Source organism: Pseudomonas versuta, from assembly GCF_001294575.1.
Taxonomy (GTDB): Bacteria; Pseudomonadota; Gammaproteobacteria; order Pseudomonadales; family Pseudomonadaceae; genus Aquipseudomonas; species Aquipseudomonas versuta.
Map to the genome: position 1 here is coordinate 1,217,257 of NZ_CP012676.1, position 23,597 is coordinate 1,240,853.

At 61.7% G+C, this 23,597-nt stretch carries 14 protein-coding genes and 2 pseudogenes; 12 read left to right on the top strand and 4 right to left on the bottom strand.

Annotation, left to right across the window (positions count from 1 at the left end):
• The first annotated feature begins 76 nt into the window (after positions 1 to 76).
• The 5 genes and pseudogenes from AOC04_RS05595 (at position 77) to AOC04_RS05615 (ending at position 5,606) form a co-directional block, all read left to right on the top strand.
• Positions 77 to 1,874, top strand: a pseudogene (locus AOC04_RS05595) (phospholipase).
• Positions 1,874 to 2,586: pseudogene (locus AOC04_RS05600) on the top strand (tetratricopeptide repeat protein); the annotation flags it as partial. The pseudogenes AOC04_RS05595 and AOC04_RS05600, both read left to right, overlap by 1 nt.
• Positions 2,587 to 2,909: 323 nt before the next feature.
• Positions 2,910 to 4,133, top strand: coding sequence for an SfnB family sulfur acquisition oxidoreductase (locus AOC04_RS05605; RefSeq protein ID WP_060691528.1), 1,224 nt, complete (start codon positions 2,910 to 2,912; stop codon positions 4,131 to 4,133).
• 68 nt (positions 4,134 to 4,201) lie between these two features.
• Complete coding sequence (locus AOC04_RS05610; protein WP_082363744.1) at positions 4,202 to 4,801, top strand: ABC transporter permease subunit; 600 nt, start codon at positions 4,202 to 4,204, stop codon at positions 4,799 to 4,801.
• 34 nt (positions 4,802 to 4,835) lie between these two features.
• Positions 4,836 to 5,606: a MetQ/NlpA family ABC transporter substrate-binding protein gene (locus tag AOC04_RS05615; RefSeq protein ID WP_060691530.1), complete on the top strand. Its 771-nt coding sequence runs from the start codon at positions 4,836 to 4,838 to the stop codon at positions 5,604 to 5,606.
• Here AOC04_RS05615 and AOC04_RS05620 read toward each other — a convergent pair.
• Complete coding sequence (locus AOC04_RS05620) at positions 5,603 to 6,340, bottom strand: class I SAM-dependent methyltransferase (protein WP_060691531.1); 738 nt, start codon at positions 6,338 to 6,340, stop codon at positions 5,603 to 5,605. The genes AOC04_RS05615 and AOC04_RS05620 overlap by 4 nt on opposite strands.
• Before the next feature lie 264 nt (positions 6,341 to 6,604).
• On the opposite strand from AOC04_RS05620, the gene AOC04_RS05625 reads away from it, so the two are divergent.
• The 7 genes from AOC04_RS05625 (at position 6,605) to AOC04_RS05655 (ending at position 16,787) form a co-directional block, all read left to right on the top strand.
• Positions 6,605 to 7,657: an NADP(H)-dependent aldo-keto reductase gene (locus tag AOC04_RS05625; RefSeq protein ID WP_060691532.1), complete on the top strand. Its 1,053-nt coding sequence runs from the start codon at positions 6,605 to 6,607 to the stop codon at positions 7,655 to 7,657.
• An 11-nt stretch (positions 7,658 to 7,668) separates the two neighbouring features.
• Complete coding sequence (locus tag AOC04_RS05630; protein WP_060691533.1) at positions 7,669 to 9,063, top strand: LLM class flavin-dependent oxidoreductase; 1,395 nt, start codon at positions 7,669 to 7,671, stop codon at positions 9,061 to 9,063.
• 1,242 nt (positions 9,064 to 10,305) lie between these two features.
• Complete coding sequence (locus AOC04_RS05635; protein WP_060691534.1) at positions 10,306 to 11,991, top strand: ABC transporter substrate-binding protein; 1,686 nt, start codon at positions 10,306 to 10,308, stop codon at positions 11,989 to 11,991.
• Between the two features lie 13 nt (positions 11,992 to 12,004).
• Positions 12,005 to 12,985, top strand: coding sequence for an ABC transporter permease (locus tag AOC04_RS05640; RefSeq protein ID WP_060691535.1), 981 nt, complete (start codon positions 12,005 to 12,007; stop codon positions 12,983 to 12,985).
• Positions 12,982 to 13,845: an ABC transporter permease gene (locus tag AOC04_RS05645; protein ID WP_060691536.1), complete on the top strand. Its 864-nt coding sequence runs from the start codon at positions 12,982 to 12,984 to the stop codon at positions 13,843 to 13,845. The genes AOC04_RS05640 and AOC04_RS05645 overlap by 4 nt, the downstream gene beginning before the upstream one ends.
• The gene (locus AOC04_RS05650; RefSeq protein ID WP_060691537.1) at positions 13,842 to 15,554 is read left to right on the top strand and encodes a dipeptide ABC transporter ATP-binding protein; all 1,713 of its coding nucleotides are present in this window, start codon (positions 13,842 to 13,844) and stop codon (positions 15,552 to 15,554) included. Before AOC04_RS05645 ends, AOC04_RS05650 begins: the two co-directional genes overlap by 4 nt.
• 24 nt (positions 15,555 to 15,578) lie before the next feature.
• Positions 15,579 to 16,787, top strand: a complete 1,209-nt coding sequence (locus tag AOC04_RS05655; protein ID WP_060691538.1) for an acyl-CoA dehydrogenase family protein — start codon at positions 15,579 to 15,581, stop codon at positions 16,785 to 16,787.
• Between the two features lie 882 nt (positions 16,788 to 17,669).
• Here AOC04_RS05655 and AOC04_RS05660 read toward each other — a convergent pair.
• From AOC04_RS05660 to AOC04_RS05670, 3 genes are read right to left on the bottom strand one after another with little or no spacing between them, the layout of a single operon-like run.
• On the bottom strand, positions 17,670 to 19,082 hold the full coding sequence (locus AOC04_RS05660; RefSeq protein WP_060691539.1) for an efflux transporter outer membrane subunit: 1,413 nt from the start codon (positions 19,080 to 19,082) through the stop codon (positions 17,670 to 17,672).
• Complete coding sequence (locus tag AOC04_RS05665; protein WP_060691540.1) at positions 19,066 to 20,232, bottom strand: efflux RND transporter periplasmic adaptor subunit; 1,167 nt, start codon at positions 20,230 to 20,232, stop codon at positions 19,066 to 19,068. The genes AOC04_RS05660 and AOC04_RS05665 overlap by 17 nt, the downstream gene beginning before the upstream one ends.
• The gene (locus AOC04_RS05670) at positions 20,222 to 23,443 is read right to left on the bottom strand and encodes an efflux RND transporter permease subunit (protein ID WP_060691541.1); all 3,222 of its coding nucleotides are present in this window, start codon (positions 23,441 to 23,443) and stop codon (positions 20,222 to 20,224) included. The genes AOC04_RS05665 and AOC04_RS05670 overlap by 11 nt, the downstream gene beginning before the upstream one ends.
• Positions 23,444 to 23,597: the final 154 nt, after the last annotated feature.

The following is a 23,597-nucleotide window of genomic DNA, read 5'->3' on the forward strand; positions in this document are numbered from 1 at the left end:
TTCAATCAACTGCGCACTTTTTTTGACCACAGCCGCCCCTGATGGATAGCTTTAACCGCTCTCAAGGAAGAACCCCATGAACGATCCCGACATAGTGGTGCCGGTCGCACTCCAGCACACCAATGAAGCTGTCTGCAGTGCGCCCTGGTACGTGCAGAACACCGAATACCCCCCGGCAAAGGCCACCTATCAACCGCTGATCAACGGTGAGGAAGCCTTCAGGGCGGTGCACCTGGCTATCGCCGGCGCGACTACAACCATCGACATCATCTGCTGGGGGTTTCAGCCGTCGATGTATTTCATTCGCGATGGCAGTGCCTCGTGCATTGGCGAACTGCTGATGAGCAAAGCCCGGGTAGGGGTCAGGGTACGGCTACTGGGCTGGGAGATGCCGTTCAACTCGGCGGGCGTTGCGGGCGAGGCCAACTTGCCCGGCAAGGGCACGATCCGGATCAAGGACCGGGCGTTGCAAAGCGCTACAGAGGATCAGTACGCCTATGACCATCAGTGGTTTGCCGACTGCGGGGTCCCGGACAGCAAGGCCGCTGGGCGTGGTGCCGATGGCATGCCGGTGTTTGTCAGTCGCGGCTTCAGTTGGGACGAACGGGCCTAAACTGCCCATCAGGTGAAATACAGTGGCCTTGACCCGCAGATCAGCAGGCAGATGCGCAATACGCTGAGGTTTTCCGCGACCCACCATCAAAAGAGCGTTCTGGTTGATTACGGGCGGGTGGATAGTGCCGTTGGCTTTGTCATGGGCACGAGTACTGGGACACAGATCGGCATTCGGCGCTGAACCGTTCCGGGAACCACAAGCCGACTCCGAACCTGGGCCCCCGTGGTGCTCAGCCCCGCCAGGATATTTCCGGCCAGGTCAGCGGGCCGATTCTGGAGCACCTGCACCACAATTTCGCCACAGCCTAGCGCAAGGAAACCGGTGAGGACCTGCTGGCTTTACGCCAGGCCAAACTGGTCGGGCCACAGCTGCAATGCACCCCCGGCGCGACCCGCCAGATCGCCCAGATTGTGCGTACCCAGCCGCAAGACGGCAAACGCGACATCGAAAGGATTTACCTGAAAGCGGTTAACAACGCGACGCAGTTCATCTACATCGAAAACCAGTACTTTCGCTGGCCGCCGTTGGCCGAGGCGATCAAGAAGGCCGCGCTGGAACAGACCGGCAATGGCCGCGATCCGGGCCTGCATGGCGCCTTGCACCTGTTCGTGGTCACCAACGCCACCACCGATGGCGTGGGCGCGGGCACCCTCAACACCCAGCGCATGCTGGAAAGCCTGGGGCGTGCCGAAACCATTCCCGAAGTGACCAAGTTACTGCTCATCAAACAGGCACAAAAGATGCACCGCCGCGTCCACAACCCGACTCGCGTGACCAGGCGGGGCAGAGGGAGCTGGCGCAATGGCAGGCCGATCGCGATCAGGAAGCAAAAAAAACCGTGGACAGCACGCTGGTCTTGCAACCGATTCCCGGCCTCAAAGTCCACGTCTGCTCGCTGGTCGCACCCGATTCACCGGCGGGTAAACCCTGGATGCCGGTGTACATCCATTCCAAGCTGATGATCGTCAATGACGTGTTCACCACCCACGGCTCGGCCAACATCAACACCCGCAGCATGCAGGTGGACAGTGAGCTGAATATTGCCCATGAGTGGGTGAGTGTGACCCGGGCGTTGCGGCGCAGATTGTGGAATCTGCATACCAATGGAATGGGGGCGCAGGATGATCCGGAGGAGGCGTTCGATATGTGGCAGAAGATCATCAATAAGAACAAAGGCCTTAAATCGAAAAAACTGACACCTGACGCTCCGTTGGTCGAGTTTTATTACGACAAAGCCATCCTGAAGGACCTCGACTGATGCGCCGCATTCTGCTGCTGTCAATCCTGCTGCTGGCCGCCTGTGACAGCCGCAGTGAATTTACTTATATGAAGAAGGACCCTCATGTGAAATCGCTCAGCGAGATCAAGGCCAATCTGGCGTTCACCTGCGTACACGAAAAAATACCTGCGGCCACAGCCGAGTGTGAAGTTCTGTTTCAGTACGCGCGCTGGTTACAGAGAAACAACCAGCTAAAACAGGACCAAAGCGTCAATGCCGAGATCGAGCGGTTGTACCGGATTGCTGCCGAGAACGGCCATTACAAGGCCAATATCAACCTGCAGAACGGCACCATGCGTGGTCATTTCAAACTGCGGGGCGATGAGCATTTGCGCCTGAGCCAGCAACTGATCGATGCGGGTGTGGCGACGGGTTATTACTTTATTGGCATCTTCCTGAAGAACGGCTCGGCCGGGTTGCAGCAGGAACCGGAAATGTCATTGCGTTATTTTCGCAAGGCAGCCGACCAGGGCAGTGCCCTAGCCCAGTATGTCCTTGGAGAAAAACTGGCCCCCATCGATATTGCGCCGGATATTGCCCGGCAGATGCGCCGCTGTGCAGCAGAGCAGAGCAGGGACATGGCGAGGCAGCTACAGATCTAGGCGTTGATTTATCGATAGATGGCCATTATCAGGAGGCACTCGAAGCATTCCAGCTTGGAGTCGTTGCAGGTGACAGCACCTCGGCTTCTGTGCCAGCGGCTTAGCCCTCGTACCTCCAGGCCCTGCGGTTCTTCAGATAAACCGTGCACTGAGGATTACGGTCGCTGCGCGACCGGACGTAGCCTTCGGCAACTGCTACAAAAACGGGGGTTGTGGTGGCCAACGTTCAGGCGCACTGCTGTTTGTCAGGCAACAGTTGCCACACAGACTGTTGCCCTGCCAACTCCCTGTGTTTGCTATAAAACATAAACTATTGATTTATAAGTAAAAAATATCTGGCATGGATTCTGCTCCTGCTCTGTTACCGGTTGTCCCTGCCGACAACCCAACATGTGTAAAGAGTGAGAAATCCATGCCGCACAACCCTGCCGATGCTCCGTATCCACTTTCCGTTGCCAATGCCCATGTGATCCGCACGGATGCCGAAGCCATTGATGTTGCCCATAAAGTGGCGGCATTTTTGCTGGAGGGTGACGCTGAGCGTGACCGGCTGCGTCAGGTGCCCGCCGAGGTGGTCGACGTGTTTTCCAATAGCGGCCTGTGGGGCATTACCGTGCCCGCAGAGTTTGGCGGGGCGCAGGTGTCTTACGCCACGCTGGCCGAGGTGATCACCATTATTTCCGCTGCCGATGCGTCCCTGGGGCAGATCCCGCAGAACCATTACTGCCTGCTCGAAGATATTCGCCTGCAAGGCAATGACGAGCAAAAGGCCTGGTTTTTTGATCTAGCGCTCAAGGGCAATCGCTTTGCCAATGCGATCTCGGAAACCGGCGGCAAAACCGTTCAGGATATTCAGACCCGCTTTGTCGAGGATGGCGAGCAGGTGGTCATCAATGGCCGTAAAGGCTATTGCACCGGTTCGCTTTATGCTCACTGGCTCGGGGTGCTGGCGCTGGATGGCGCGGACAAGGCCCATCTGGCTTTCGTGCCGCGTGCCACTCCCGGGCTGACGGTGGTGGATGACTGGTCCAGCATCGGCCAGCGCAACACGGCCAGCGGCACGGTGCTGTTAAAGGATTTGCGGGTGGCGCAGTTCAACGTTTTCAAGACTTACCGCTCGTATGAACATCCGACGCTGGCAGGCCCGTTTGCGCAAATTACCACCGCCGCGATCGATGCCGGTATTGCCCGCGCCGCCCTGCGCGACACCCTCAGTTTTGTCCGTGAGCACGCCCGGCCATGGATCGACTCGGGCCTGGACAAGGCCAGTGACGACCCGCTGACCATCATCCAGATCGGCAAGCTGAGTATCCAGCTGGACGCTTCTGAAGCCTTGCTCGAACGTGCCGGCAAGGTCATGGACAGCGTGCGCGAAGCGCCGGGTGAAGACGGTGTGGCGCGCGCATCGGTGGCGGTGGCCAAGGCCAAGGTGCTGACCACTGAAATCGCTCTGGAAGCCAGCACCCGCTTGTTTGAGCTGGGCGGTACGCGCTCGTCCCTGGCCCACCATAACCACGACCGTCACTGGCGCAATGCCCGGGTCCACACCCTGCATGATCCGGTGCGCTGGAAATACCACGTGGTGGGTAACTGGCTGTTGAACGGGGTCAATCCGCCCCGTCACGACTGGTCTTAAGCGTGGGTGCTTTGCTGATCAACCTCAACTGGCCTGAAATCGGCCGGGCCTGTCTCGATACCCTGAGCATGCTCGGCGTGGCCCTGGGTTTTACCCTGTTGCTGGGCTTGCCGCTGGGGGTGTTGCTGTTCCTCACCGGCAAGCAGCAGCTGCACGCCAGACCCGGCCTGTACCGGCTGCTATCGGTGCTGGTGAATATCCTGCGCTCGCTGCCATTCATCATCCTCCTGATTTTGCTGATCCCGCTGACCGCCTTGCTCACCGGGACTTCCCTCGGTGTGAAGGGCGCCATCGTGCCACTGGTGGCGGGCTGCACGCCGTTCTTTGCACGACTGGTGGAAATCGCCCTGCGGGAAGTCGATCACGGGGTGGTGGAGGCGACTCAGGCCATGGGCGCCAGCACCTGGCAAGTGATCCGCCACACCCTGCTGCCAGAGGCGCGCCCCGCGCTGATCGCAGGCGTCACCGTGACGGCCATCGTGCTGGTGGATTGCACCGCGATGGCCGGGGTCGTAGGCGGCGGTGGGCTGGGAGACCTGGCGGTGCGCTTCGGTTATCAGCGTTTTCAGACTGACGTGATGGTGGTCACCGTGGCCTTGCTGGTGTTGTTGGTGCAGGGCCTGCAAATCAGCGGCGACCGCCTGGTGCTGCGTTATAGCCGTCGCTGAGACGGCCAATTTCTTATTGTCCGGAGTGTATGTAATGAAAAAGCTGTTTGCCCTTGTGGCCGTGCTTGCTGCTTTTACCGCCCAGGCGAACGAGAAACTGGTGGTCGGTGCCAGCCCGGTGCCCCATGCCGAGATTCTTGAGTTCGTCAAACCGCAACTGGCCCAGGAGGGGGTTGATCTGGATATCAAAGTGTTCAGCGACTTTATCCAGCCCAACGTGCAGTTGGCGGAGAAAAACATCGACGCCAACTACTACCAGTACCGACCGTTTCTGGATGAGTTCAACAAGACCCGGCACACCGATCTGGTGCCGGTAGCGGGTGTGCACATCGAACCTTTCGGTGCCTATTCGACCCGGATCAAAAACATCTCCGAGCTTAAGGATGGCGCCTCCGTGGCCATTCCCAATGACCCGGTGAACGCCGGTCGCGCACTGGTGCTGCTGGACGAAGCGGGGCTGATCAAGCTCAAGGACCCAAGCAACACACTGTCGACCACCCGCGACATCGCCGAGAACCCCAAACACCTGAAAATCCGCGAGCTGGAAGGGGCATTGCTGGCCCGTGCAGTGAACCAGGTCGACCTGGCTTTCGTGTTCGCCAACTACGCCCTGGAAGCCGGTATCGACACCAACAGCGCGCTGATTGTCGAGAAGGGCAAGGACCTGTATATCGAATACCTGGTGGCCCGTGCGGACAACATCGATAGCCCGGCCATCCAGAAACTGGCCAAGGCACTGAACTCACCGCAAGTGCGCGAGTTCATCCTCACGCGCTACAAAGGTCAGATCGTTCCGGGCTTCTAAGGCAGCTGGCGGCTGGCTGCCACGATCAGCATCATCGGCCGATGCATCTCATCCGCAAGACCGGGGCAGCTGGCCAGATCCTCGGCATCCGGTCCCCATTCGTTTATGTGGTCGAGGGTGAACCCGGTTTCGATCAGCAGATTGAGCAGGGTGCCCAGCGTACGGTGATGCTTGATCACACCCTTGCTCAGCCAGTCGGTTGAGCGCGGGCCTTGCTGTTGGTAGTGGTCGACCGGCCAGGTTTTTTGCCCTTGGGCGTCAATGATCCAGCCCGGTTTGAGGCTGGCCATGTAGATCGGATGCTCAATCGAAAACACCAGCTTGCCACCCGGCAGCAGGGCGTCAAACACCTTGCGCAGCAATGCTCCCAGGTCCTGGATGTAGTGCAATGCCAGCGAGCTGTAGACCAGGTCGAAGCCCGACTCTGCAAGTACCAGCTGTTCCAGATCAGCCCGCCGGTAAGTGATGCGCGGGTCGTTATGGCTGGCCCTGGCGCGCTCCAGCATCTTGTTTGAAACGTCCAGCCCCAGCACGCTGGCAGCGCCCTGTTGCGCCGCCCAGTGACAGAACCAGCCATAACCGCAGCCCAGATCCAGCACCTTGCACCCGGCCAGCGGCGGCAACAGCGAGCGCAGGGCCGGCCATTCAGGCGCACCGTCCAGGCCTTCAACGGAGCGTGGCAAGCGGCTGTACCCCTCGAAGAACTCGGGAGTGTCATAGATGTTCTGGGTCATGGGTGACGCCTCCAAATGTACATACACCGCAAAATCACTGTAGGAGCGAGCTTGCTCGCGAGCTCTTTGAACATCAACAGCTCGCCAGCAAACTCGCTCCAGCAGAGGATCTGCGCTGTTGCCTGGCCAACAATAGATACACAGACTGTGCGGCTCTCAACAACGCTGGCCGCTCAATGGGCCCCGGGACACAAGCTTGAGCACCGTGGCATGTTAGCTGCAAGGACCTGGCCCCGGCTTCAAAACTTAATTAAAGGATCACTCATGCGTTACCGCCAACTGGGCAGCAGCGATATCAAGGTCAGCGTCATCGGGCTTGGGACCATGACCTGGGGTCATCAAAACAGCGAAAGCGATGCCCACCAGCAGATCGAGCTGGCGCTGGCAGAAGGTGTCAATCTGATCGACACCGCCGAGATGTACCCCACGCCGACCCATGCCGATACCTGGCGTACCACTGAACGCTATATCGGCAACTGGCTGGCACGCAGTGGTCGCCGGGACGAGGTGGTACTGGCCAGTAAAATTGCCGGCCCCGCCCGCGAACCCGGCGGGCAGTTGCACATTCGCGAGGGCCTGACCCGCCACGACAGGCGCAATATTGTCGAGGCGCTGGACGGCAGTCTCAAGCGTCTTAATACCGACTATCTGGACCTCTATCAATTGCACTGGCCGGACCGGGCGACCAATTTTTTCGGTCTGCGCGAGTATCCGTATGTTGAGGACAACCAGAGCGTGGCCATTGAAGAAACGCTGTCGGTGCTGGCCGAACAGGTCAAGGCCGGCAAGATCCGGCACATTGGCGTGTCCAACGAAACCCCCTGGGGCGTGGCCGAATTTATCAAGCAGAGTGAGCGCCTGGGTTTGCCGCGCATTGTCAGTGTGCAAAACCCCTACAGCTTGATCAGCCGTTTGTACGAGGGCGGGCTCTCGGAGTTCAGCCACCGCGAAGGCGTAGGGCTGCTGGCGTATTCACCCCTGGCATTCGGCTCGCTGACCGGCAAATACCTGGGCGGTGCGCGTCCCCAGGGCTCGCGTCTGTCGTCGGTGTACCGCACGTTCACCCGCTATGACGGCCCGGAGGTAGACCAGGCCGTCAGCGGTTACCTGCAGATCGCCAGAGAGCACAACCTGAGCCCGGCGCAACTGGCCCTGGCTTACGTCATCAACAAACCCTTTGTGGCCAGTGCTCTGACGGGCCAGACCAGCCTCGCCCAGTTACGCGAAAACCTCGGCGCGCTGCACATCACCCTGGATCAAGAAATCCTGGCCCGGATCGAGGCCGTGCACCAGCGCACACCCAACCCTGCGCCGTAGGAGCACGACTGATGCCCAAGCAACTGCATGTCAATCTGTTTGAAATGAACTGTGTGAGCCATATCGTCCACGGGCTGTGGGTGCATCCCGAGAACAACCGGCACCGCTTCAACGATCTGGACTACTGGACCGAACTGGCTCAATTGCTGGAGTACGGTACGTTCGACGGGGTGTTTCTGGCGGATGTGATTGGCACCTACGATCAATTTCGAGATGGCCCGCAAACCGCATTGCGCGAGGCCATGCAAATCCCCAGCAATGATCCGTTGATGGTGATTCCGGCCATGGCGGCGGTCACCAAAAACCTCGGGTTTGGCGCTACCTTTTCCACCACCTACGAGCCGCCATTTGCCTTTGCGCGACGCATGAGCACCCTCGATCACCTGACCAAAGGCCGGGTGGGCTGGAACATCGTGACCTCTTATCTACCCAATGCAGCGCGCAATTTCGGGCATGCCACAGAGGTGGTGCATGACCACCGCTACGAGATCGCCGACGAATATCTGGATGTGCTTTACAAGTTGTGGGAGGGCTCCTGGGACGATGACGCGGTGATCCAGGACCGCGAGCAACGGATCTACACCGACCCGGCCAAAGTGCGCTATATCGATCACGTCGGCGAGCATTTCAAAGTCGCCGGGCCGCATTTGTGCCAGCCTTCGCCCCAGCGCACCCCGGTGCTGTTCCAGGCCACCGGGTCAGCGGCGGGTATCGAATTTGCCGGGCGTCACGCTGAAGTGGTGTTTACCGGCGGTATCGACACGGCGGCGGTACGCGCCAATATCCAGGCCATGCGCAGCAAGGCGATCGCCCATGAGCGTGACCCGGCGGGGTTGAAATTCATCGTCATGGCCGGGGTGATCGTTGGCCGTACCGACGAAGAGGTCAGCCGCAAACTCGACAGCTATCGCCAGTTGATGAGCGTTGAAGCGTCCCTGGCCCATGCCCAGTCGGCGGTTGATTTGACGGCCTACCCCGGCGATGCCCTGATCAGCGATTTGATCAGGCTTGAGGTCAAGGGCTGGCAGAGTTTGCAGCGCTACAAACCCGAGTGGACGGTAAGCACCGTGTTGGCCCAGTTCTCGGGTTTTAACCGGGAGCGTTTTTTCGTTGCCGGAACCCCGACTGTAGTCGCCGACCAGATCGAAAAGTGGCTGGATGAGGACGGCATCGACGGGATCAATTTGCGTCAGTACCTGTCCTTTGAAACCGCGCGCGATTTCATTGAACTGGTGGTGCCGGAGTTGCGCCGTCGCGGACGTTTTCGCGAGCGCTACAGCGAGGGTGAAACCCTGCGCGAACGCTTGTTCGGTGCAGGGCAAGCGCGCTTGCCGGATGATCATTTCGGCGCCCGATACCGCGACCCGGCAGTACTGCGCCAACCGGCGCAGCCGTTGCGTTTTTGATCCGGAACTTGGCCCTGCACAATCATTGCGCGAGCTGGCTAGCGCAGCGATGGTAATCCTCGGTTGATGCGGTAGTCGCTGACGAGGAACGAGGCTGCGATGGACTGCGCAGCAGGCCCGATGAATGAAGGCCCTGCGGACCTTATCGCAGCCTCGTGCCTCGTCAGCGACTACAAGAGCTGACCGTTTTTCATAGCAATTGCCGCAGGCGGCGTCCGATTGCGCAGCGATGGTAATCCTCGGTTGATGCGGTAGTCGCTGACGAGGAACGAGGCTGCGATGGACTGCGCAGCAGGCCCGATGAATGAAGGCCCTGCAGCCCTTATCGCAGCCTCGTGCCTCGTCAGCGACTACAAGAGCTGACCGTTTTTCATAGCAATTGCCGCAGGCGACGTCCGATTGCGCAGCGATGGTAATCCTCGGTTGATGCGGTAGTCGCTGACGAGGAACGAGGCTGCGATGGACTGCGCAGCAGGCCCGATGAATGAAGGCCCTGCGGCCCTTATCGCAGCCTCGTGCCTCGTCAGCGACTACAAGAGCTGACCGTTTTTCATAGCAATTGCCGCAGGCGACGTCCGATTGCGCAGCGATCGTAATCCTCGGTTGATGCGGTAGTCGCTGACGAGGAACGAGGCTGCGATGGACTGCGCAGCAGGCCCGATGAATGAAGGCCCTGCAGCCCTTATCGCAGCCTCGTGCCTCGTCAGCGACTACAAGAGCTGACCGTTTTTCATAGCAATTGCCGCAGGCGACGTCCGATTGCGCAGCGATGGTAATCCTCGGTTGATGCGGTAGTCGCTGACGAGGAACGAGGCTGCGATGGACTGCGCAGCAGGCCCGATGAATGAAGGCCCTGCAGCCCTTATCGCAGCCTCGTGCCTCGTCAGCGACTACAAGAGCTGACCGTTTTTCATAGCAATTGCCGCAGGCGACGTCCGATTGCGCAGCGATGGTAATCCTCGGTTGATGCGGTAGTCGCTGACGAGGAACGAGGCTGCGATGGACTGCGCAGCAGGCCCGATGAATGAAGGCCCTGCGGCCCTTATCGCAGCCTCGTGCCTCGTCAGCGACTACAAGAGCTGCCCGCTTTTCGTAGCGGCAACTGTTGGCTCACCAACAGTTGCCGCACAGAGTGTTGGTTTTACCCCGGCAGCACCTCGCGTTTCCCCCCTGTTTACGGGCCGAAAAAATCGGCATGGCTTGTGCAATAGCCTTGTTCCCGGACTTTAGGCAGTAAGCCCCATGCTCGAACTCTCGCCCCATTTGCGATCTCAAGGCCGACGATCCAGGTCGCTGCTCAAGAGCACTCCCCTCATTGGCCTCGCTGCCCTGTGCAGCCTGCTGATCGGCTGCGGCCAGGATGCATCGACGGTCGCGCGCAGTGACAAACCGGTCAGCGGCGGCACGCTGGTGTACGCCACTGACCGTGAACCCACGTGCCTGGACCCCCATGTCAGCGGTGACATGCCGCAAGTGTTTATCGGCCAGCAGTATCTCGACTCGCTGGTGTCGATGGACCAGCAGGGGCAAATAGGGCCGTGGCTGGCCAAGGGCTGGGAGGTGTCGGCCGACGGTCTGGTTTACACCTTCCACCTGCGCAACGATGTGCACTTCACCGACGGCACGCCATTCAACGCGGCTGCGGTCAAGGCCAACCTCGATCACATGGCCAATCCGAAAACCCAGTCCAGTACTGCCGGTGGCTACATCCGCCAATACCGCAGCACCGAGGTGCTCGATGACTACACGGCAGTGGTGCATCTGGCCACACCCTATGCCGCATTTCTGGAGGTGCTGGCGCAAGGTTTTCTCGGCATTGAATCGCCCACGGCATTGCTGCGCTCCCGTGACCAGAACTGTGAAAGCCCGGTGGGCAGCGGCCCGTTCAAGATCGTCAAGTGGGACCGCCAGAGCCAGGTCGAACTGGTACGCAACCCCGATTACAACTGGGCGCCACCCACCGCCAGGCATCAGGGCCCGGCATGGCTGGAGCGCATTGTGTGGAAGTTCATTCAGGAGCCATCGGTGCGGTTTGCCTCGCTGCAGGCCGGCGAGGTCGACGTGATTGAGGCGCTGCCGCCCGAATCCCATGAAGCGGCGCGGCGCAATCCGGACTTGACCATGCTGGTCGCCCTGCGTCCGGGCAATCCCACCAACGGCACGCTGAATATCACCCGCGCTCCCTTCGATAACGTGAACGTGCGTGAAGCCTTTGTGCGCAGCGCCGATGTCGAGGGCGCCCTGAAAAGCGTGTACTTCAATGAGTTCCCCCGTGCCGGTGGCGCGCTGAGTTCGGCCACGCGTTTTTACAGCCCGGACTTTGAACATGCCCAGGACTACGACCAGGGCCTCGCCGCGCAGCTACTGGATGAAAGTGGCTGGACCGGGCGCGACGCCGAGGGCTATCGCACCCGTGACGGTAAACGCCTGCAAGTGCATGTGGTGATTGGCAACCGCACACCGCCCTCTGAACTGACGCTGTGGGAGCAAGTGCAGGCCACCACGCGCAAGGCCGGGTTTGAACTGCTGATCGAGCAGATGAGCGATGTCCTGGCCACCCAGCGTCAGGCCGACTGGGACTACGACATCCGGGTGGGCTACTGGAACACCAACACCGCAGACGTGCTGCGGATTGTGTTCGGCTCAGAGTTCGTGCAGCCGGCAGGCGTCGGTGGCTACCACCAGAACACCGCCGGGTTCGCCAGCCCGCAGTTTGACGCAATCAACCAGCAAGCCCTGGCCACCCAGGACCCCGAACAGCGTCGAGCCCTGTACTACAAGACCCAGCAGATTGCTTCGCAGCAATACCTGCAACTGACCACCTACCCGCAAAGCTCGCGTCTGGGGATCTACAAAACCACCCAGGGCGTTCGGCTGGAGCCTTCGCTGGCGGTGACTTACCTGTATGACGCCTGGGTCAACAAATGAGAGGGGTAAACCAATGAGCGCAATCACATACTCCAGTCCACGGCACGAACGTTTGACCCGGCTGGCCCGTCGCGCGGCATGGCGTCTGGCAGGCGGGGTGCTGGTGCTGTGGGCCGTCGCGACCCTGACGTTCTTCGCCTTGCACCTGATGCCGGGCGATCCGGTGCTGGCCATTCTTGGCGGCGCCAGTGGTAACCCGACCGCAGAGACCATTGCTGAAGCCACCCGTGAGTTTGGTCTGGACAAGCCGTTGGCGGTTCAATATGCGCTGTACCTGGGGCGTGTGTTGCAGGGCGATCTGGGGATGTCCTACTCCCAGCACTTACCGGTCACGCGCGTGCTCGCCGAGCAATCCTGGGCGACGTTGCAGCTGACCTTCAGCGCCCTGGCGCTGGCCTGGCTGCTGGTCCTGGCGCTGACCGTGCTCACCGCCGGCCGTGGCCGCTGGGTGTCCAGCCTGGCCTCGCTGGCTGAAACCCTGGCCGCTGCCTTGCCGCACTTCTGGCTGGGTATTTTGCTGCTGGCGGTGTTCGCCTTCGGTTTGCGCTGGTTCCCCCCGGCCGGGAGCGATGGCTGGCGCACCCTGGTGTTGCCGGCGGTGGCACTGGCCATTCCGCTGGCCGGCTTTATCGCCCAGGTCACCCGTGAATCCCTTGAACTGACACTGGAACAACCCTTTGTCCTGACCGCCCGCACCCGGGGCCTGAGTGACACGGCCGTGCGCTTCAAGCACGCGCTGCGCCATGCCGTGTTGCCCGGTATTTCGTTGTCTGGCTGGGCCATCGGCGCGCTGATCAGCGGCGCGGTGGTGATTGAAGTGATCTTTTCGCGCAAGGGCCTTGGCCGCCAGTTGTACCAGGCGGTGCAGGCGCAGGACTTGCCGCTGACTATCGGCATCAGTCTGGCGGTGGCCGCCGTCTACGTGCTGGCCAACATTGTGATCGATCTGCTGTACCTGTGGATCGATCCGCGCCAACAGGGGAAAACCGCATGAGCGAACTGACTTTCGACACCGTACTGCCCGCTGTGCGGGTGCAGCGCACAGCGTCAAGGGTGCGCCCCGGACCCTTTCTGGCCGTGACTTTTCTGGCCTTTCTGATCATCGCGGCGCTGGTGCCGCAACTGTTTGCCCACAGCGACCCGTTGGCGATCGTTCCCCACGATGCCTTCCATCCGCCGGGCTGGGCGCACTGGTTCGGTACCGATCAATCGGGGCGGGATATTTTTTCGCGGGTGATCTATGGCACGCGCCAGTCCTTGTTTATCGGCCTGGCCGCCACGGCACTGGCCATGGGCATTGCGATCGTCCTGGGTTTGCTGGGCGGCCTGGGCGGCGCTTATCTGGACCGCGGCGTCGGCTGGCTGCTGGAGATCCTGTTTGCCTTCCCCAGCCTGGTGCTGGCGCTGCTGTTCGTGGCGATCTTTGGCAGTGGCGTCGGTCCCTTGATCGTCGCCACCGGGCTGGGCGGGGCGCCGGGCTATGCGCGCATGGTGCGCGGTCAAGTGCTGGCGGTGCGTAACGCCGGCTACATCGAAGCTGCCGTGGCCCTGGGGCATCCGACACGGCGGATCATCCTGCGCCAGCTGTTACCCAATGCCATGCGCCCACTGATCGTGACCCTGACCATGGGCGTCGGTCAGGCCATTGTCTGGGCTTCGGCCCTGAGCTTTCTGGGGCTGGGCGCACCGCCGCCCGCGCCGGAGTGGGGGACGATGCTGTCGATGGGGCGTGACTTTGTTGCCAATGCCTGGTGGCTGACGTTCTTCCCCGGGCTGTTCATCGTACTGACCACGCTCTCGACCACGGTCGCCGGCCGCTATCTGCAACAACGTCTGGAGGGACGCCTGTCATGAGTGACAAACACTTGATCGTTGAGGGCCTGTCCATCGAATTCGACGGCCAGATCGTGGTGCACAACCTGTCGTTTACCCTGGCCCCGGGCAAGACCCTGGCGCTGGTGGGTGAGTCCGGTTCCGGCAAGAGCGTAACCGCCCGCAGCCTGATTGGGCTGGCGGGCGCAGGGGCGCGGGTGAGCGCCCGGACCCTGAGTTACGGCGGGCAGGATCTGCTGGGGTTGTCCGAGCGTGGCTGGCGCCGGCTGCGGGGCAAGGGCATTGGTTTCGTGCTGCAGGATGCACTGGTGTCGCTTGACCCCTTGCGTGCGGTAGGCAAGGAAATCCTCGAGGTGCTCAAGGCTCACAATTGGGGCGATCGCCGCAGTCGCGGCGAACGGGTTATTGAGTTGCTGGATAAAGTCGGTGTGCCCGACCCCCGGTTGCGTGCCCGGCAACGTCCCGATCAGCTGTCCGGCGGCTTGCGTCAGCGGGCGCTGATTGCCAGCGCGCTGGCGCTGAGCCCGGGGCTGGTGATCGCCGATGAACCGACCACCGCACTGGATGCCACGGTACAGGCGCAAATCCTCGAAGTGCTGCAGGAAATCAAGGCCCGCGGCGACTCGTTGCTGATCATCAGCCATGACCTGGCGGTGGTGGCGCAGCTGGCGGATGAAGTGCTGGTGCTGCGCCATGGCGTGACCGTGGAGCAGGGGCCAACGGAGCAGGTGTTGCGCAACCCGCGTCACCCTTACACCCGGGCCTTGCTGGATGCAGTACCTGCCGAACATGCACGGGGTACGCGCCTGTCGCCGGGGCAGCCTGCCGTGAGCGGGCCGCCCCGCTCGGGCGCTGACTCGCCGCTGCTGCTCAGGGCGAGCGGGCTGGGCAAACGTTATATCGGCCCCGATCATCAATCGCGGCAAGTGGTGGATGACGTCAGTTTTGAACTGCGGGCCGGGCGCACGCTGGGAATCGTCGGTGAGTCTGGCTCGGGCAAAACCACTGTCGCGCGCATGGTCCTCGGGCTGCTGGAACCCGACGCAGGGCGTGTCGAATTTCTTGGGCAGCCATGGACGGCGGCGGGCAGCGAGCGGGTCACGGAAAAACAGCGACGCCTGCATCGACGGGATATCAGCGTCATCTATCAGGACCCGCTCAGCTCTTTCGATCCGCGCTGGAGCGTCGGCCAGATCCTTGCCGACGCGCTGGATGTGGCGGGGTTCCAGGCCGGGCAACACGCTGCGCGCATCAGCCAACTGCTGGAACACGTGCGTTTGCCAGCCGAACTGGCCACGCGCCGTCCCTTGCAATTATCGGGTGGCCAGCGTCAGCGCGTGGCGATCGCCCGGGCCATTGCCAGCAACCCCAAAGTGATTATTTGCGACGAGCCGGTGTCGGCGCTGGACGTATCGGTACAGGCGCAGGTGCTCGACCTGTTGGCGGACCTGCAAGCCAGTCTGGGGCTGGCGTATTTGTTTATCTCCCACGACCTGGGGGTGATCCGCCATGTCAGCGATCAAGTGCTGGTGATGCGTCACGGCAAGGTGGTGGAAAGCGCCCCGGTCGAGGACCTGTTTGACAACCCGCAGCATGAATACACCCGCCGCCTGCTGGGGGCTGTACCGCGCCTGCCCGGTGCCCAAGTGCAGCTGGTGGTGCCGCCGCTGGAAGCCGAAAACACCGCGTGGCTGTTTGATGAATCACAGCTATGGAAAATCGCCATTTAAGCGTTATCAATGCAAGGAAATGCCATGAGTAAGCTGTTTGCTGTAACCGAACGTCCCGTTGCTACGGTGGCAGAACTCAATGCCCGTGCCGACCGCCTGTTGCCGGAGATTGGCCAGGGTGCGGCGTTACGCGAACGCGATCGGCTGCTGCCGTTTGAGGCGGTGGCGCAGATTGCCAAAGCCGGCTTTTTTAGCGCCCGAATCCCGGTTCGCTATGGCGGCAGCGGCGGTTCGGTGAAAGAGGTGATTGGGTTATTGATCCGCATCGCGGCGGTGGACTCCAACGTTGCCCAGGCATTGCGCCCCGGCTTCGGCTTTGTCGAAGGGCTGCTGGCATCACGGGCAGATGATGCCGAAGGCGAGCGCGAGCGCTGGTTCGAGCGCTACCTGCAGGGCGCGGTGATCGGCAATGCGGGTTGGGAGGTGGGCGGCGCCAATGGCTCGATCAGCGCCCGGATTGTGCGTGACGGCGAGCATTATCGGGCCACGGGCAACAAGTACTACAGCACCGGTTCGTTGTACGCCGACTGGGTCAGTGCGGTGGCGCTGGACGAAAACGATCAGCCGGTGTCGTTCATCCTGCCGCGCAACCGCGAGGGGCTCGAACTGCTGGACGACTTCGACGCCATGGGTCAGCGCCTGACTGCCAGCGGCACGACCCGCTTGAACAACGTCCAGGTGCTGACGCAAGAGATTCGCACCCGGACCGTGGAAGAGGGCAAGCGCACCATAGTCACCCCCTTCCTGCAATTGTTTCTGGCAGCGGTGCAGGCGGGTATTGCGCGCAATGCCCTGAACGATGCCGTAGCGTTTGCCAATGAGCATGCGCGGCCGATCAAACACAGCAGCGCAACCCGCTCGGTTGACGACCCTTACGTAGAGCTGAGCGTGGGCGATATCGCGGCCCGGGCTTTCACGGCTGAGGCGGTGGTGCTGCATGCGGCGCAATCCATCGACCGGGCGTGGGCGGGCGACCTTGATCCGCTATTGGTAGACCAGGCAGCGGTAAACGTTGCGCAGGCGCAATACATTGCTGCGGAGTCTGCGCTCAAGGCGGCGGAGCTGGTATTCGACGTGGGTGGCGCCTCGACTACGGGGCGGGCCCACAACCTTGACCGGCACTGGCGCAATGCCCGCACGGTGGCCAACCACAACCCCCGGCAATGGAAAGCGGCGGCGGTGGGGGCGTGGCAACTCAAAGGCACCCCGCCCCCGACTTCCGGATTGTTCTGATCAAGGTTTGAGGACAGGGTTGTGCGGTTTTATGACGACTGTGTCGCCGGACGCAGCCTTCGTAGTCGCTGACGAGCTGCGCGAGGCTGCGATCGATTGCGCAGCGTTCGCAAGATTTTGGGACTGTGCGGTTTTACGCCGACAGCGTCGCCGGACGCAGCCTTCGTAGTCGCTGTCGAGCTGCGCGAGGCTGCGATCGATTGCGCAGCGTTCGCAAGATTTTGGGACTGTGCGGTTTCACGCCGACTGCGTCGTCGATCGCAGCCTTCGGCAGCGACTACATAGCCGGGGTTTTGTAGTCGCTGTCGAGCTGCGCGAGGCTGCGATCGATTGCGCAGCGTTCGCAAGATTTTGGGACTGTGCGGTTTTACGCCGACTGCGTCGTCGATCGCAGCCTTCGGCAGCGACTACATGGTCGGGGTTTAGTAGTCGCTGACGAGCTGCGCGAGGCTGCGATCGACGACGCAGCGTTCGCAAGATTTTGGGACTGTGCGGTTTTACGCCGACTGCGTCGTCGATCGCAGCCTTCGGCAGCGACTACATAGCCGGGGTTTTGTAGTCGCTGACGAGCTGCGCGAGGCTGCGATCGATTGCGCAGCGTTCGCAAGATTTTGGGACTGTGCGGTTTCACGCCGACTGCGTCGTCGATCGCAGCCTTCGGCAGCGACTACATGGTCGGGGTTTAGTAGTCGCTGACGAGCTGCGCGAGGCTGCGATCGACGACGCAGCGTTCGCAAGATTTTGGGACTGTGCGGTTTCACGCCGACTGCGTCGTCGATCGCAGCCTTCGGCAGCGACTACATAGTCGGGGTTTTGTAGTCGCTGACGAGCTGCGCGAGGCTGCGATCGATTGCGCAGTGTTCGCAGGTTCAGGTTAGATGGTCAGCCTTCCCAGCCCCCTCCCAGTGCCGTCAACAATCCCACGCTGGCCTGCAACTGGCGGGTGCGCAGGGCTTGTACCGCGCGTTGGGCCTGTAGCGCCGCGGTCTGTGCCGTGACCACATCCAGGTAGCTCACCGCGCCAGCCTCGTAGCTGTTGGTGGCCAGCGCCCGGGTGTGTTCGGCTGCATTGGCCGCCGCCTGTTCATCCAGACCCTGTTGCCTCAGATCACGTAACTGCGCCAGGTTGTCTTCGACTTCGCGCACGGCATGCAGCACCTGGCCGCGGTAGTGCGCCGACGCTTCTTCGAATTCGGCCCTGGCCTGGCGCTCTTCGGCATCCAGTCGGCCACCCTCAAAAATCGGCAGGTTGACCAGTGGCCCCAACGCCCAGAAACGATTGCTCGCCGACAATAAATTACCGACGCCCTGGGTCTGCCCGCCCAGTAGTCCGGTCAGGCTGAAGTCGGGATACCAGGCGGCCTTGGCCACGCCGATTTGCGCATTGGCGGCAAACATCCGGCGTTCGGCCGCGGCGATATCAGGCCGGCGCTGCAACAAGCTGCCGGGCAGGGCAGCGGGTTGCTCTGGCAGGCTCAGGGTCTGCTCGCTGGCCGGCAGGACAAAGTTGCTGGCCGGCTCACCCACCAGTTCGCCAATGGCGTGCTCGGTGAGGTTGCGCTGGCCGCGCACGTCGTCCAGTTGGGCCTCGGCTTCGGCCAGCTGGCTCTGGGCACGGGTCAGGTCAAGTTCGGAAGAAATCTGCCCCTGATAGCGGGCCCGGGTCAGTTGCAGGGCCTGGCTGTAATCATCCAGCGAACTGGACAGAATGCGCTGTTGTGCATCCAGACCGTCGAGCTGCACGTACAGGCTGGCAAGCTGGCGCTGCAAGCTCAGGCGGGCCACGGCCAGGTCATCTGCCGAGGCCTGTGCCCGGGCATCGCCCGCCACCACCTGGTTGCGGATTTTACCCCACAGGTCGAGATCGTAATTCAGCGCAAAGCCCGCGGTATTGCTGTTGTACACCGCTGGCTGTTCCGTACCGCGCAACGGCCGGCTGTCCGACTGGCGCTGGCGCAGCGGTTGCCCGCTGGCGGTTATCTGCGGGAATAGCCCGGCATGCAGCTGGCTGGCGTACGCCTGGGCGCCATCGTAATGCGCCAGGGCTGCCGCCAGGTCCGGGTTGGCCTTGAGCAGGCGCTGCTGCAGTGAATTCAGGCGTTCGTCGTGATACAGCCGCCACCACTGGGGGGACAGTTGATCGGCCGGTTGCGCGCTGTGCCACGGGCCGTCGCTGCTTTGTTCGCGATAGTGCTGTGGCAGGTCCAGTTGCGGCGGTTTGTAGGCCGGTGCCAGCGAGCAGCCCTGCAACGCCAGGGCCAGCAACAGAGCGCCGCGTTTAAGCTTTGGCTGCATGGTTGGCTCCTGCATCGGCAAGTTTGACCGGGTCGCCTTCGCGCAGGGCATCGGGCGGGTTGTCGATCACGGTGTCGGCAGGTTTGAGCCCTTGGTCAATCACCAGACGGTCACCCAGGTCCAGGCCGATATGGATGCTTTGCATATGCACATGCCTGGCGCTGTCGAGTACCGCCACCTGGGTGCCCTGGGCGCGGAAGATCAAGGCGCTGGCCGGAATGCTGACGCCATGGGTGTCGGGCGGGATTGCCAGGGTTGCCTCGGCGTAGTCCCCGGGCATCAGCACATCGCCGGGGTTTTGTGCAACAAACTGGGCCATCAGGGTGCCCGAGCGCTGATCAATGGCGGCCGAGTTGCCGATCAGTTTTGCATCGAAGGTTTGCCCTGGATGTTCCGGCACGCTGAGCTGCACCTGCATGCCCGGACGAATCACGCTGGCGTAGTTCTGCGGCACCGGTACGTACAGGCGCAGTTGATGGGTGTCGGCAATGTCAAACAGTTCGGTGTCGCTGTCGGTATCGGCCTTGATCAGTTGGCCAATGTCGGTGTGGCGCGCAGTGACGGTCCCGGCGAAGGGCGCGCGAATGGTTTTGTAGTCTTCCAGGCTGGACAGGCGTGCGTAGTCGGCTTCGGCCGCCTGGGCATTGGCTCTGGCGGCGGCAGCGTTGGAGGCTTTCTCGTCGGCTTCCTGGCGCGAGACCGAATGACTGGCCAGCAGGTTTTGCCAGCGCGACGCGGTGGTGGCAGCGAGCTTGGCGTTGGCCTGTTCTTGCAGCATATGGGCGCGGGTTTGCGCCAGTTGCTGATCAAGGTCTGGGCTATCAATGACCGCCAGCACCTGCCCGGCGGTGACCTTGCTGCCAATATCGCTTTGCCAGCTTTTGAGGTAACCGCTGACCCGGGCATGGATCGAGGCCTTGCTCCAGGCTTGCAGATGCGCGGGTAAACGCAGGGTGTCGCCATGGGCATTTTGCTGCGGCTGGAACACGCTGACCACCGGCAGGGCAGCGACTTCGGTCCAGCTGGCGACCTCTTTTTCGTGGCGGCTGCGTGCCGCCAGCCCGTTGGCCACCAGCAGCGCGGCCAGGGTCAGGCCACCGATACCCAGGTACATCAAGCGCTTGCGCGAAGGTTTTTGATCAGACGACATGGGTGGTTTCTCCAGCTGCAACGCGATTTTTTTCACGGCCGTGCACCAGGCTGAACACCACGGGCACGAACAACAAGGTGGCAACGGTGGCCAGCATCAGGCCGCCAATCACGGCGCGTCCGAGCGGGGCGTTCTGTTCTTCGGAAAGGGCCAGCGGCAGCATGCCGATCATCATGGCCAGGGCGGTCATGCATACCGGCCGGAACCGGGTATAGCCCGCTTCGAGCGCGGCCTTGAGGGCGTCGCCATGTTCAGCCAGCCGCTCGCGGCAGAAGCTCACCACCAGAATCGAGTTGGCAGTGGCCACCCCCATACACAAGATGGCCCCGGTCAGTGCCGGCACCGACAAGGACGTGCCGCTGAGGAACAGCATCCACACGATCCCGGCCAGCGCGGCGGGCAGGGCGGTGATGATCACGAATGGGTCCACCCACGACTGGAAGTTGACCACGATCAGCAGGTAGATCAGCACGACCGCGCCAAGCAGGCCCAGGCTCAAGCCGCTGAAGGCTTCATGCAGCGCGTCGATCTGGCCGTGCAGGGTGATGGTGGCGCCTTTGGGACGCAGGTCCGAAGCGCCATCAATCACTTTTTGCACATCGGCGGCCACTGAGCCCAAATCGCGGCCCTGAATGTTGGCGTACAGATCCAGGGTTGGCTCGATGTTGTAATGGGTGACCACCGCCGGGCTGTCGACCCGGGTGATGGTCGCCAGCCCGCCAAGGATTTGTGACTGGCCGTTGCTGCCGGTCACCGGCAAGGCTTCCAGCGAGGGCAGGCTGTCCAGCCGGTATTGCGGAGTCGCGGCAACTACCCCGTAAGACACGCCGTTTTGCGGGTTGAGCCAGAAGGTCGGCGCCACCTGTGAACTGCCCGCCAGCGAGGCCACCATGCTGTTGGTGACATCACGTTCGGTAATTCCCAGGCCATTGGCCCGCAACCGGTCAACATTCACTTGCAGGGACGGGTAGCCGACCGATTGCTGAATCCGCAGATCGGCAATCCCCGGCACATGTTGCAGGCGACGTTGCAGCTCCAGGGCATAGGTGCGGTTGGCCGCGTCGTCGCGGCCGGAGATTTTCACGTCCAGCGGAGCCGGGGCACCAAAATTGAGGATCTGGGTGCTGATGTCGGCCGGCATAAAGGCAAACTGGCTGCCAGGGAAACTCTCGGGCAGGGCTTCACGCAAGCGTTTGACGTAGTCCGCGGTCGGGCTGTGGTCGGCCTTGAGGGTGACTTGAATATCGCCATCCTGCGGGCCGATGGTGCCGCTGCTGCTGTAGGCCATGTCGATGCCGCTCAGCGGAATCCCGATGTTGTCGATGATGGTGTCCAGTTGCTCGGCGGGGATGATTTCACGAATGCGCGACTCGATCCGGTCGAAGGCCGCGGCGCTTTCTTCAATGCGCGTGCCCAGCGGCAGGCGCACATGCAGCGCCAGAGCCCCGGCGTCGGTGGCCGCAAAGAAGTCCTGGCCCAGGCTCGGCAGCAACACGAACGAGGCCAGCACGCAGGCCATGAAGCCCAGCAAAAAACGCTTGCGATGGGCCAGGGCCAATTCCAGCACGCCGTAATAAGCATCGCGCCCGGCCGAGAAACGCCGCTCGAACCCTTGCTGGAAACTCAGCAGTGCCCGCACCGGTGCCGAATGCTGTGGGGTGTGCCGGTCGCCCTCGTGATGGTTGATGTAGCCATCTTCAGGGTGATGGCCTGGGCCTTGCTCCGGCACATGGGGCTTGAGCAGGAACATCGCCAGGGTGGGCACCAGGGTGCGCGACAGAATGAAGGAGGAGCCCATGGCGAAAATCACCGACAGGGCCATCGGCCGGAACAGGTAGCCGGCAATCCCCTGCAACATGAACATCGGCACAAACACGATGCAGATACACAGCAGCGAGACGAATGCCGGGCCGACGATCTGTTTGGCGCCATCGAGAATCGCATCACGCACCGACTTGCCTTGCTCAAGGTGCCAGTTGATGTTCTCGATGGTCACCGTCGCATCATCCACCAGGATCCCCACCGCCAACGCCAGCCCTCCGAGGGTCATGACGTTCAGGGTTTGCCCGCTGAGGGCCAGCAGGGCAATGGCCGAGAGCACCGCCAGCGGGATCGACACGGCAATGATCAGGGTCGAGCGCCAGCTGCCGAGGAACAGCAGAATCATCGCGCTGGTCAGCAGGGCGGCGATGATCCCTTCCTGGGCCACACTGCCCACCGACTGTTTGACGAACACCGAAGCATCGCCCAGCAGGGATGTTTTGAGTGAGGGCGGCAGGGTTTCGTTGATTCGCGGCAGCATCGAGCGAATGCCGTCGACGATCGACAGGGTCGAAATATTGCCGTTCTTCAACGCCGGCATCAGCACTGCCCGTTGCCCGTCCACCCGCACGATGTTGGTTTGCGGCGGCGAGCCGTCACGCACGTGGGCCACCTGGCCGATGGTAATCAGGGCGCCATTGACGGTCTTGATCGGCAGATCATTGAGCTCGTCGATGGCTTTGGGGCTGTTGTTGAGCAGTACCGTGTATTCATAGGTGCCGAGCTTGGCGGTGCCCACCGGGATGATCTGGTTTTGCGCTGCCAGTGCGTTGCCCACGTCCTGTGCCGACAAGCCTTTGGCTGCCAGGGCCTGGGGGTCGAGGTCGAGGGTGATCTGACGCTGTTTACCGCCCATGGGGGTCGGCATGGCCAGACCGGGCAGCGAGCTCAGGGGCAGGCGGATTTTGTTCTGCACCAGATCGCGGATCTTGGCTTCCGAGAGCGTGGGACTGGAAAACGCCAATTGCAGGATCGGCACCGTGGAGGCGCTGTAGTTAAGAATCAGCGGCGGGGTGATCCCCGGCGGCATCTGCTTGAGTACGGTTTGAGACACCGCGGTCACTTGCGCGTTGGCGGTCCTGATATCGACGCCGGGCTGGAAGAAAATCTTCACGATGCCCATGCCGGGCAACGACTGCGACTCGATATGTTCGATGTCGTTGACCGTGGTACTGAGCGAGCGCTCGTAGGTGTAAATCACCCGGCCCGCCATATCGGCCGGTGCCAGGCCGGTGTATTGCCAGACGACGGCGACTACCGGAATACCAATGTCAGGGAATACATCAGTGGGCGTGCGCACAGCTGCCAACGGCCCGATGATGCAGATGAAAATCGCCAGCACGATAAACGTGTAGGGCTTGTGCAGTGCGGTCTTTACCAGCCCGAGCATGCCTGAACCTCCGAGGAGTGGAATTGCAAACCTCGTCAGTCTTACCGCCCGATCCTAACGATCAGCTTTCAGCAACGTGAAGGATCCTTTAGGAAAGAGCTGAAAATCCCTTCACTTTCATTCATTTGGCGCAACACGCGCTGGGTCGCAAGCT

Bases quoted from the DNA above. Each gene is read 5' to 3' on its own strand.
- AOC04_RS05605 (WP_060691528.1), top strand. From the start codon at position 2,910: ATGCCGCACAACCCTGCCGATGCTCCGTATCCACTTTCCGTTGCCAAT.
- AOC04_RS05610 (WP_082363744.1), top strand. From the start codon at position 4,202: ATGCTCGGCGTGGCCCTGGGTTTTACCCTGTTGCTGGGCTTGCCGCTG.
- AOC04_RS05615 (WP_060691530.1), top strand. From the start codon at position 4,836: ATGAAAAAGCTGTTTGCCCTTGTGGCCGTGCTTGCTGCTTTTACCGCC.
- AOC04_RS05620 (WP_060691531.1), bottom strand. From the start codon at position 6,340: ATGACCCAGAACATCTATGACACTCCCGAGTTCTTCGAGGGGTACAGC.
- AOC04_RS05625 (WP_060691532.1), top strand. From the start codon at position 6,605: ATGCGTTACCGCCAACTGGGCAGCAGCGATATCAAGGTCAGCGTCATC.
- AOC04_RS05630 (WP_060691533.1), top strand. From the start codon at position 7,669: ATGCCCAAGCAACTGCATGTCAATCTGTTTGAAATGAACTGTGTGAGC.
- AOC04_RS05635 (WP_060691534.1), top strand. From the start codon at position 10,306: ATGCTCGAACTCTCGCCCCATTTGCGATCTCAAGGCCGACGATCCAGG.
- AOC04_RS05640 (WP_060691535.1), top strand. From the start codon at position 12,005: ATGAGCGCAATCACATACTCCAGTCCACGGCACGAACGTTTGACCCGG.
- AOC04_RS05645 (WP_060691536.1), top strand. From the start codon at position 12,982: ATGAGCGAACTGACTTTCGACACCGTACTGCCCGCTGTGCGGGTGCAG.
- AOC04_RS05650 (WP_060691537.1), top strand. From the start codon at position 13,842: ATGAGTGACAAACACTTGATCGTTGAGGGCCTGTCCATCGAATTCGAC.
- AOC04_RS05655 (WP_060691538.1), top strand. From the start codon at position 15,579: ATGAGTAAGCTGTTTGCTGTAACCGAACGTCCCGTTGCTACGGTGGCA.
- AOC04_RS05660 (WP_060691539.1), bottom strand. From the start codon at position 19,082: ATGCAGCCAAAGCTTAAACGCGGCGCTCTGTTGCTGGCCCTGGCGTTG.
- AOC04_RS05665 (WP_060691540.1), bottom strand. From the start codon at position 20,232: ATGTCGTCTGATCAAAAACCTTCGCGCAAGCGCTTGATGTACCTGGGT.
- AOC04_RS05670 (WP_060691541.1), bottom strand. From the start codon at position 23,443: ATGCTCGGGCTGGTAAAGACCGCACTGCACAAGCCCTACACGTTTATC.